At 60.4% G+C, this 9,801-nt stretch carries 11 protein-coding genes and 2 pseudogenes; all 13 read left to right on the top strand.

The genetic code is table 11. The features are described 5' to 3' along the window. Positions 1-268: pseudogene (locus H7C18_RS34730) on the top strand (MFS transporter); the annotation flags it as partial. Between the two features lie 156 nt (positions 269-424). Then, positions 425-1,258, top strand: coding sequence for a sugar phosphate isomerase/epimerase family protein (locus H7C18_RS34725; RefSeq protein WP_185133711.1), 834 nt, complete (start codon positions 425-427; stop codon positions 1,256-1,258). Positions 1,259-1,377: 119 nt separating this feature from the next. Further along, the gene (ylxM, locus tag H7C18_RS34720; RefSeq protein ID WP_185133710.1) at positions 1,378-1,767 is read left to right on the top strand and encodes a YlxM family DNA-binding protein; all 390 of its coding nucleotides are present in this window, start codon (positions 1,378-1,380) and stop codon (positions 1,765-1,767) included. 28 nt (positions 1,768-1,795) lie between these two features. After that, entirely contained in the window at positions 1,796-3,178 is a 1,383-nt protein-coding gene (gene ffh / locus H7C18_RS34715) for a signal recognition particle protein (RefSeq protein ID WP_185133709.1), read from the top strand. An 83-nt stretch (positions 3,179-3,261) separates the two neighbouring features. Continuing rightward, positions 3,262-3,534, top strand: a complete 273-nt coding sequence (rpsP, locus tag H7C18_RS34710) for a 30S ribosomal protein S16 (protein WP_185133708.1) — start codon at positions 3,262-3,264, stop codon at positions 3,532-3,534. A 25-nt stretch (positions 3,535-3,559) separates the two neighbouring features. Beyond that, complete coding sequence (locus H7C18_RS34705; protein ID WP_185133707.1) at positions 3,560-3,793, top strand: KH domain-containing protein; 234 nt, start codon at positions 3,560-3,562, stop codon at positions 3,791-3,793. A 233-nt stretch (positions 3,794-4,026) separates the two neighbouring features. Then, entirely contained in the window at positions 4,027-4,548 is a 522-nt protein-coding gene (gene rimM / locus H7C18_RS34700) for a ribosome maturation factor RimM (protein ID WP_185133706.1), read from the top strand. A gap of 1 nt (position 4,549) precedes the next feature. Then, the gene (gene trmD / locus H7C18_RS34695) at positions 4,550-5,353 is read left to right on the top strand and encodes a tRNA (guanosine(37)-N1)-methyltransferase TrmD (RefSeq protein ID WP_185133705.1); all 804 of its coding nucleotides are present in this window, start codon (positions 4,550-4,552) and stop codon (positions 5,351-5,353) included. Positions 5,354-5,513: 160 nt separating this feature from the next. Beyond that, entirely contained in the window at positions 5,514-5,855 is a 342-nt protein-coding gene (gene rplS / locus H7C18_RS34690) for a 50S ribosomal protein L19 (protein WP_185133704.1), read from the top strand. Positions 5,856-6,160: 305 nt separating this feature from the next. Further along, complete coding sequence (lepB, locus tag H7C18_RS34685; RefSeq protein WP_420481909.1) at positions 6,161-6,808, top strand: signal peptidase I; 648 nt, start codon at positions 6,161-6,163, stop codon at positions 6,806-6,808. A 49-nt stretch (positions 6,809-6,857) separates the two neighbouring features. Continuing rightward, a complete protein-coding gene (gene ylqF, locus H7C18_RS34680; RefSeq protein ID WP_185133702.1) occupies positions 6,858-7,724 on the top strand; it encodes a ribosome biogenesis GTPase YlqF in 867 nt (288 codons plus the stop codon). A gap of 428 nt (positions 7,725-8,152) precedes the next feature. Then, entirely contained in the window at positions 8,153-8,794 is a 642-nt protein-coding gene (locus H7C18_RS34675; RefSeq protein WP_185133701.1) for a ribonuclease HII, read from the top strand. 70 nt (positions 8,795-8,864) lie between these two features. Beyond that, positions 8,865-9,801 (top strand): annotated as a pseudogene (locus H7C18_RS34670) (hypothetical protein); the annotation flags it as partial.

Below are 9,801 nucleotides of genomic sequence, written 5' to 3'. Positions count from 1 at the left end.
CGTCTCCGTTATGTCGAACAAAACGAAGAGCGTAGCCGCCGATCTCATGGTCTCGGGCCAAGTCGATCCGAACGACAAGGCGAAAGTGTTCGATATTACGCAGCATGCGACCGTATCGGGCATTAATCAAGCATTCCTGTATGCGTTCTGGCTGACGATCGCCGCACTGGCGCTGTCCTTCTTCATTCAGAAGACAAAACCGCAGCGCGATTTTGCGGCCACAAGCGCCACGGCGGCGGAAAATCCGACGCCGCAGGCCAATTCCTGATCGCGAACGTTTATAATCCGCTCCCGCCTGCCCAGGCGCGGAGCGGTTTTTTCATGGCAGGCAGCCGAAGCCCCGACGACGGCGGTTTGTTCCGCGCCGCCCGCATCCGTTACAATAGAATAGAAAAGATGTCCCGATAAAAGGAGAGATTCGTGCATGAGGCTGGGAGGAGCGTCTTTCGCGGAATCCAAGGATCCGGAGGAGTGGGCGTACGGGTTGAAGCGGGCCGGCTACCGGGCCGGCATTTGCCCGATCGGGAACGATGCCGACGATGCGACGGTCGAAACGGTCCGGCGGGCGGCGGATAAGCACGACATTCTGATCGCCGAGGTAGGAGCCTGGAGCAGTCCGATCAGTCCGGATCCGGCCGTGCGGCAAGCCGCGCTGGAGCATTGCAAGAACCAGCTCGCCCTTGCCGATCGCATCGGGGCGCGCTGCTGCGTCAACATTTCCGGCTCGCTCGGCGAGCAGTGGGACGGGCCCCATTCCGACCACTTCAAGCCGGAGACGTTCGAGCGGATCGTGGACACGGTGCGGGAAATTATCGACGCGGTGAAACCGACCCGCACCCATTATTCGCTGGAGACGATGCCATGGGCGCTGCCGGATTCCGCGGATTCTTACGCGGAGTTGATCCGGGCAATCGATCGCGATCGGCTCGGCGTGCATTTCGATCCGGTGAACATGGTGACGAGCCCGCGCCTTTATTACGACAACGGCGCCATGATCCGCGACTTTTTCCGCAAGCTGGGTCCAAGGATATTGAACTGCCATGCCAAGGACATCCGCTTGGCCGGGCAGCTGACGGTCCGCCTCGAAGAAGTGGTTCCGGGGGCGGGAGCGCTCGATTACCGCACATTCCTGAGCGAGCTCGACAAGCTGGATCCGGATACCCCGCTGATCATAGAGCATTTGCGGACCGAGGAGCAGTATGGCGCCGCGGCCGCGCACATTCGGCGGACTGCGGAAGAACTCGGCATTTCCGTATGATCTCTTCGAAATGCTGTTAAGGGAATCACCTTGACATTTGGGCCGGAATCCCGTATGATGAGGAACGTGTTTCAAGTGTAAAGTGGTTTTCCTTGACATCGGCGAAGGGGTGAACCTTTGTGCACGGGGAGAACGCGCTGCAGAAGACGAACCGAATCAACGTGCTTTTCGATTTTTACGGGCCTCTGCTGACGGAGAAGCAGCAGACGTTCCTGAAGTGCTATTATCACGACGATTACTCCCTGGGAGAGATTGCCGACGATTTCGCGATCAGCCGGCAAGCGGTGTACGAACACCTGAAACGATCCGAACAGGCATTGGAAGAATACGAGAAGAAGCTGCGTCTCGCCGCCCGGCATCAGCGGTTGGAGGCGGGGCTTGCGCAGCTGGAGGAACTGATCGGCGAGCTGCCTCCGCCTTGGCGGGAGCCGCTCGGCCAAGCGGCCAAGCGGCTTCGGCGGGCAGAGAACGAAGCATCGGCCGATACGGAAACGCCGGCGCTCGGATAGCGTCGTGTAAGAAAGGAGGGACGATGAAATGGCGTTCGAAGGATTGACGACTCGGCTGCAGAGCGTGTTCGGCAAGCTGAGAGGCAAAGGCAAGCTGTCGGAGGACGACGTCAACGAGGCGATGCGCGAAGTAAGGCTGGCGCTGCTGGAGGCGGACGTCAACTTTAAAGTCGTCAAAGATTTTATCGCCAAGGTGAAGGAGAAGGCGGTCGGCGCGGAGGTGCAGGAAAGCTTCACCCCGGGGATGGTCGTCGTCGACATCGTCCATAAAGAGCTGATCGAGCTGATGGGCGGCACGCAGGTGAAGCTCGCGAAGTCCAACCGGCCGCCGACGATCGTGCTGATGGCCGGCTTGCAGGGCGCGGGCAAGACGACGCTGACCGGCAAATTGGCGAAGATGCTGCAATCGCAAAACCACAAGCCGCTGCTCATCGCGGGCGACATTTACCGTCCGGCGGCCATCAAGCAGCTGGAAGTGCTCGGGGGGCAGATCGGCGTTCCGGTCTTTACGCTCGGGGACAAGGTCAGCCCGGTCGAGATCGCGCGGCGCGGCGTGGAGCACGCGAAGGAGCAGGGCAACGATTACGTGCTGATCGACACTGCCGGCCGTCTGCAGATCGACGAAGCGCTGATGGAAGAGATCAAGCATATTCACGAGGCGGTCAAGCCCGATGAGGTGCTGCTCGTCGTCGACGCGATGACCGGGCAGGAAGCCGTCAACGTCGCGAAGAGCTTCCATGAGCAGCTTGCCCTGACCGGCGTCGTGCTGACGAAGCTCGACGGCGACACCCGGGGCGGCGCCGCGCTCTCCGTCAAGGCGGTGACCGGCTGCCCGATCAAGTTCGCCTCGACCGGCGAGAAGATCGATCAGCTCGAAGCGTTCCATCCCGACCGGATGGCTTCGCGGATTCTCGGCATGGGAGACATGCTGTCGCTGATCGAGAAGGCGCAGTCGAACATCGACGCCGACAAGGCCAAGGAACTGGAGCGCAAGATGCGCACGGCCGAGTTCACGTTCGACGACTTCCTGGAGCAGATGGAGCAGGTTCGCAAGCTCGGTCCTCTGGATCAACTGCTGGACATGATGCCGGGCATGAACAAGCTGAAGGGCAACCCGAACTTCAAGATCGACGAGAAGCAGATCTCTCGCACCGAGGCGATCGCGAAGTCGATGACGAAGGCCGAGAAGCAGAAGCCCGATATCATCAACTACAGCCGGCGCAAGCGGATCGCCGCGGGAAGCGGCACGACGCTGGCCGACGTCAACCGGCTGCTCAAGCAGTTCGAGGACATGAAGAAGATGATGAAGCAGTTCTCCGGCATGATGGGACCGAAAGGCCCGAAGGGCGGCATGAAGGCGCTCAAAGGCATGCTCGGCGGCAAAGGCAAAAACATGAAATTTCCGTTTTAAAGGAACTCCCAAAAGTAATCGGAATCCGAAGCTTCGCGTCGCTTTTGGGGGTTCTTACTTTGTCAAGGAGGTGAGATAACAAAATGGCAGTTCGTATTCGTCTGAAACGAATGGGCGCCCACAAGGCCCCTTACTATCGCGTGGTCGTATCCGATTCCCGTTCTCCGCGCGACGGCCGCTTCATCGAGGAGATCGGAACGTACAATCCGGTCGCCAAGCCGGCCCAAGTTCAAATCAACGAAGAAAAAGCTTTGAAATGGCTGCAGAACGGCGCGCAAGCGTCCGATACGGTCCGCAATCTTCTGAGCGATGCAGGCGTCCTCAAGAAGTTCCACGAATCCAAGCTCCAGAAGTAACGTCCCACAACCGGAGGGATAAGCCATGGAACAATTGATTCGGGTCATTGCCCGGGCATTGGTAGATCATCCGGAAGACGTGCAGATTCAGGTCAGGGAAGACGCGCGCGGCCTGGTGTACGAGCTTTCCGTTCATCCCCACGATGTCGGCAAAGTTATCGGCAAGCAGGGGCGCATCGCCAAGGCGCTGCGCACCGTCGTCGCTTCCGCCTCCGTCAAGGAGAGGAAACGCGTCATCGTGGACATCGTGTCAGAGTAACGCCAAGGCGAAGGGCCGGAAATGCCGCGAGGCATCGCCGGCCCTTCGCTGCCGTCGGGCCGCTTTCGCGAACCGGGCCGCAGACGGCGCCGTTTTAAAGAGCGGCAACCCTGCGTAAATGCAGTTTTTTCTCGGCCGATTCGCGAAGCGAGGAAAAAGTTGCACTTGCGCAGGAACGCGGTCCAGGCAGACGTTAGGGAACGCGCAGTACATATTCGAAAGGGGGCTTTCCCATGACGGAAGAACGAATGCTCAACATCGGAAAAGTGGTGAATACCCACGGCATCCGCGGCGAGCTCAAAGTATGGCCGCAAACCGATTTTCCCGAGATCCGCTTTAAGAAAGGCAGCCGGCTTCGGCTCTGTTCCCCCGAGACGGGAGAGATGCTCGACGTCGTCGTGGAAGGCGCTCGCGAGCAGAAGTCGATGTTCGTGCTCAAGCTCAAAGGCTGCGACAATATCAACCAAGTCGAGAAGTACAAAGGCTGGGAGCTGAAGGTCGGGGCGGAGGAAAGAGTTCCTCTGCAGGAAGGCGAGTACTACGTGCGGGACATCGTCGGCTGCTCGGTCGTGAGCGAGGATGGAGAAGCGTTGGGCACGATCGTCGATATTTTGACGCCGGGCGCCAACGACGTGTGGGTCGTCAAGCGGCCGAAGGGCAAGGAGCTGCTGCTGCCGGTGATCGACGAGGTCGTGCTCGCCGTCGACGTGCCGGGCCGGACCGTCAAAGTCCGTTTGATGGAAGGGCTGCTCTAAGATGCGGGTAGACGTGCTCACATTGTTCCCGGAAATGTTTGGCGGGGTGTTCGGCAGCAGCATTCTGGGCAAGGCGCGGGAAAAAGGGATCGTCTCCTTGTCGACGGTCAATTTCCGCGATTATTCGACGAACAAGCACCATACGGTGGACGATACGCCATACGGGGGCGGAGGAGGGATGGTTCTCAAGCCCGAGCCGATCTTCGCGGCGGTCGAGGACGTCGTCAGCCGGGCCGAGAGCGAGGGAGGGGCGGGCGGCCCTCCCCGCGTCATTCTGATGTGCCCGCAAGGCAGGACGTTCAACCAGTCGATCGCCCGGGAACTGTCCCAAGAACGTCACCTGGTGTTCATCTGCGGGCATTACGAAGGTTATGACGAGCGAATTCGCGAGCATCTCGTCACGGACGAGCTCTCGATCGGCGATTACGTGCTGACGGGCGGGGAACTCCCCGCGATGGTCGTCATCGACGCCGTCGCCCGGCTTCTCCCGGGCGTTCTCGGCAACGAGCAATCGGCGGAGAGCGATTCGTTCGGCGACGGCTTGCTCGAATATCCTCATTACACGCGGCCGCCGGTTTTTCGGGACTTGCCCGTGCCGGACGTGCTGCTCTCCGGCAATCATGCCGAGATCGACAAGTGGCGCCGCCGGCAGTCGATCCTCCGCACGCTGGCCAGACGTCCCGAGCTGCTCGCGGAGGCGGAGCTGACGGAGAAGGAGCGGCTGTGGCTGGAGCAGATGCGGGCGGAGCGGAGCGAGGCTGAATCGGGCGTGCGGCATGCCGCGGATTTTTCCTGTAACGGGTAGTTGATTGGCCATGCGAAATGTGGTAAAATTTCAAATGTTGTTTGTGCCGACTCGTCTAACGGGCGGCCTGATAGTCGGACGGTCCTCTGCACGCCAAGAAGCGGATCATCGGATCCGTGGAGCGGGGTACGAACGTCTGTGATGAGAGGAGTGGATACTCATGAATTTGATCCAAGCGATTACGCAAGAGCAACTGCGCAAAGACATCCCGAACTTCCGTCCCGGCGACACGCTGAAGGTATACGTGAAGGTTGTCGAGGGATCGCGCGAGCGCGTTCAGTTGTTCGAAGGCGTTGTGATCAAACGTCGCGGCGGCGGAATCAGCGAAACGTTTACCGTTCGCAAAATTTCGTACGGCGTCGGCGTCGAGCGCGCTTTTCCGGTTCATTCGCCGCGTATCGAGAAGATCGAAGTGGCACGCCGCGGCAAAGTTCGTCGCGCGAAGCTGTACTACCTGCGCGGTCTGCGCGGCAAAGCGGCACGCATCAAAGAAATTCGATAACGCAGCATGAAGCGACAAAGGGGGGCTTGGCGCAGTTCAAGTCCTCCTTTTTGCATTTTTTGTTTCCCCGTCGGAAAGGACAGGCCGGCATTTTGTCCTTTTCCGGCCGAAATTTCGGTTTGGATCGTCTTCGTTAAATCCAACGGCCGTTCTCGGACGTAGAGATTGGGGGGGACATCTTGGGCCAACCGAATCCGAACGCATAAGCAGAAATGAGGCGAATCGACATGGACCAATCGCATGATTGGAAAAGCGGAGAACCGGCCGAAGCGGACGAATCCGCGAAAACCGACGGCACCGCCGCGCTGGAGACGACGTCCGGCACGGGCGCCGAACCGCCGTCAGGCCCCGCGGATCGCTCCGGCCAACCGCCGAAGAAGCCTTCGAAGAAGTCAAGCAACGAGTTGATGGAATGGATCAAAGCGCTTGTCATCGCTGGCATTTTGGTCTTTGTCATCCGCTGGCTGCTGATCTCCCCGTTTATCGTGGACGGCGAATCGATGGAGCCGAATTTTCAGAATCGGGAACGCATTATCGTAAACAAAGTGCTTTACGACATTCGCAAGCCGAAGCCGGGCGAAGTCATCGTCTTCCACGTACCCGACGAGCAGCGCGATTTCATTAAGCGCGTTATCGCCGTCGGGGGCGACACGGTGAAGGTACAGGGCGATACCGTCTACGTCAACGGCAAGCCGATCGACGAGCCGTATTTGAAGCAAGCGATCGACCAGGCGCATGCGGCAGGGCACAATTATAACAACGGAGATTTCCCGAACGACCAGTTCCCCGACGGCAAAGTTCCCGACGGAGAGTTGTTCGTCATGGGTGATAACCGTCCGAACAGCAAGGACAGCCGCATGATCGGCTATGTCCCGCTTGACCGGGTGGTCGGCCGGGCGGAGCTAATCTTCTGGCCGTTCGACGACATCAAGTACATCGGACGCGGGAAGTAATGATCGTGCAGTCAGGACTCCCGGGTTCAAGAGGACAAAGGGGTACGTCATGACGATACAATGGTTCCCGGGTCATATGACGCGGGCCAAACGGCAAATCCAAGACAAGCTGAAACTGATCGACGTCGTATTTGAACTGATCGACGCACGGCTGCCGCAGTCGAGCCGCAACCCGATGATCGACGAGATCGTCGGTCCCAAACCGAGGCTGGTGCTGCTGAACAAGGCGGATCTGGCCGACCCGGAGGCGAACGCCAAGTGGCTCGGCTGGTTCCGCTCGTTCGGGCTCGAAGCGCTGGCGATCGACGCGAACAGCGGCTCGGGGGTTAAAGAAATCCCGGGGCGTACAAAGGCGCTGCTCAGCGACAAGATCGAGCGTCAGATCGCCAAAGGAATGAAGCCTCGCGCTCCCCGCGTGCTTATCGTCGGCATTCCGAACGTCGGCAAGTCGACGTTGATCAACAAGCTGGCAGGGCGGAGTGCAGCCATAACCGGAGATCGCCCCGGCGTGACGAAAGGTCAGCAATGGATTCGCGCCGGCGGCGATTTGGAGCTTCTCGACACGCCGGGGATTCTATGGCCGAAATTCGAAGACCTTGAAGTCGGCTTTAAGTTGGCCGCTACCGGAGCGATTAAGGAGCAAGTGCTCCCGATCGAGGAAGTGGCGTGCCATACGCTTCGCTGGCTTGCAGCCGAATATGGCGGCGCGCTCAGCGAGCGGTACGGGCTGTCCGACATCCCTCCGTCTCTCCCCGACGTGGCCGCGGCCGCGGCGGTGCTGGAAGAGATCGGCCGCAAGCGCGGCTGTCTCGCCGGCGGAGGCCATATCGATTACGAGAAGGCGGCCGGCGTGCTGCTGCGCGATTTGCGAAGCGGCAAGCTGGGACGCATTACGCTGGAATCGCCTATCGTCTAGAAGTGAACGGCCGGCTCCCCATTCTCCGGCGCCGACGGATCGACTCCCGATCCGTCGGCGCCTTTTTTTGTTGTTTAGGAAATTATGCGATTAAATTTCCTGCGGATAACCGGGGGCTCCCCCAAAAGGAATCGGATTTAACTTCAGAGCATCACTTCACTTTTGGGGGATTTGTTCCGCGCTTTGTGCCGACATCCCGCTCGTTCGGAGGAGCGCATCGTCGGTGTTCCTGAGCGAATGGGATTTTGAAAGAAAGGGAAAAAAATCTGCTTATCCCGACGGAAAGATAAGGAAGAGGGAATGGAAGGAGCGTCAAATATTTGGCTTTCGGCCATTTTTGTTGCGAAAATGGTTGCTTCCCGGGTATGGTTTGTCGGAAAATGAAAGAACAAGTCGGATAACCGTGACAGGCGGTACGGGAAAGGCGGATGGGCGTGGAGCGCGAGGAAACGGAAGATCGCTTGTATTTCGAGAAAGAGAGATGGTCGCAGGGACTGACGGTCGTAGCAGGCTTGGACGAGGTCGGGCGAGGCTGCCTGTTCGGCGACGTCGTCGCCGCGGCGGTGGTGCTGCCGCCGGGGCTTGTCATCGAGGAAATCGACGATTCCAAAAAATTGAGCGAGAAAAAAAGGGAGCGGCTGTACGACGTCATCATAGAGCAGGCGGTCGACTGGTCGGTCGCCCGGGTCGATGCGGAGACGATCGACCGGATCAACATCCGGCAGGCGTCGCGGCTGGCCATGAAGACGGCGGTCGAAGCGCTGAAGATTCGGCCGGAGCACTTGCTCGTCGATGCGGAGACGGTAGCGGTAGATTTGCCGCAGACTCCCATTATCAAAGGAGATGCCCGCAGCCAGACGATCGGCGCGGCATCGATCTTGGCGAAGGTAACGCGAGACCGACTTTGCAAAGAAGTATGGGACGCGCTTTATCCCGGGTACGGGCTCGCGGAGAATAAGGGCTACGCTACGAAAGAGCATCGCGAAGCGCTGCTCGCTCTCGGACCGACGCCGCTGCACCGCCGGTCGTTCCTGGGCAAGCTGGTGGCGGAGCAGCAGGAATTGTTCTGAACGACAGGCCTGAAAACGGGCTTGGTCGCAGCCGATACATAAAGTAAGACCGCTAAAGGGAGGAACGCTCATGAGCCTGAACGTCGGATCGATGATGCGCGCGCTGCTCGGCGACGGTCAGCCTGCGGATGGCCGTTCGCTCGAGCTGAAGATCGGCCAGATCGTCAGGGGCGTTCTGCTCGGCATGCTCGAGAACAACGAGGCGTTGTTCCAGATCGGGGGCGTGCAAGTGCGGGCGAAGGTGGAAACCGAGCTCCCGGTCGGCAAGGGAACGCTGCTTCAGGTGCAGCCGGAGTCGAAAGCCGGACTGATCGTGCTGAAGCCGCTTGCCGACGCGACCGATCCGCCTTCCGGAGAGGCGCTGGCGGATTTGGCCAAATCGTTCGGGATGCCGGACCAGAAGTGGAGCCTGGAGCTGCTCAGAGGACTGAAAAGAGACGGCTACCCGATCGACAAGGCGACGGCCGACTGGTTTAAACAGGCGGCCGAAGCAAAACCGGACGGCGCGGATGCGCAGGAGTGGATGAGTGCGGCCAGCGTCGCTTTTCGCAGGGGGCTGGCCCCTACGGAAACGACGGTGGCCTCGCTAAGGCAGGCGCTATACGGACCGCCGCTGACGGATCAGCTTCGGCAGCTGCAGACGCTGCTGGCGGACTATTCGGAGCCAGCGCAGCCGGACTCGGCATCGGCGGCGCTGGCGCGGCGGGCCGGAGAGTTGTTGGCGCAAGGCGACGCGCTGCTGTCGCAGGCCGGGGAACTGCTGGCCTCTCCGCCGGAAGAAGGCGGAGCGACGGCAGGGCAGCCCCGGACAGCGGCGGCCTCATCCGCGGCCGCCGAGACGGGGCTGCCGGGGCGGCCGGAAGAAGCGGCCGCCCGGACGAACGGCGGCGAGGCCGGCCCGGCCGCGCCCGCCGCCAACGGAGGCGCCGCCCCAAGAGGCGGCGGCGCCTTGAATGCTCCGGCGCTGCCGCTGCGGGCGCCGGCGGATGCCGCGGCGCGGGCCGCTT

The sequence above is a fragment of the Cohnella zeiphila genome, from assembly GCF_014212055.1.
Taxonomy (GTDB): Bacteria; Bacillota; Bacilli; order Paenibacillales; family Paenibacillaceae; genus Cohnella; species Cohnella zeiphila.
The sequence above is the reverse complement of the archived record's forward strand: the minus strand, read 5'-3'. Positions and strand labels throughout refer to the sequence as shown.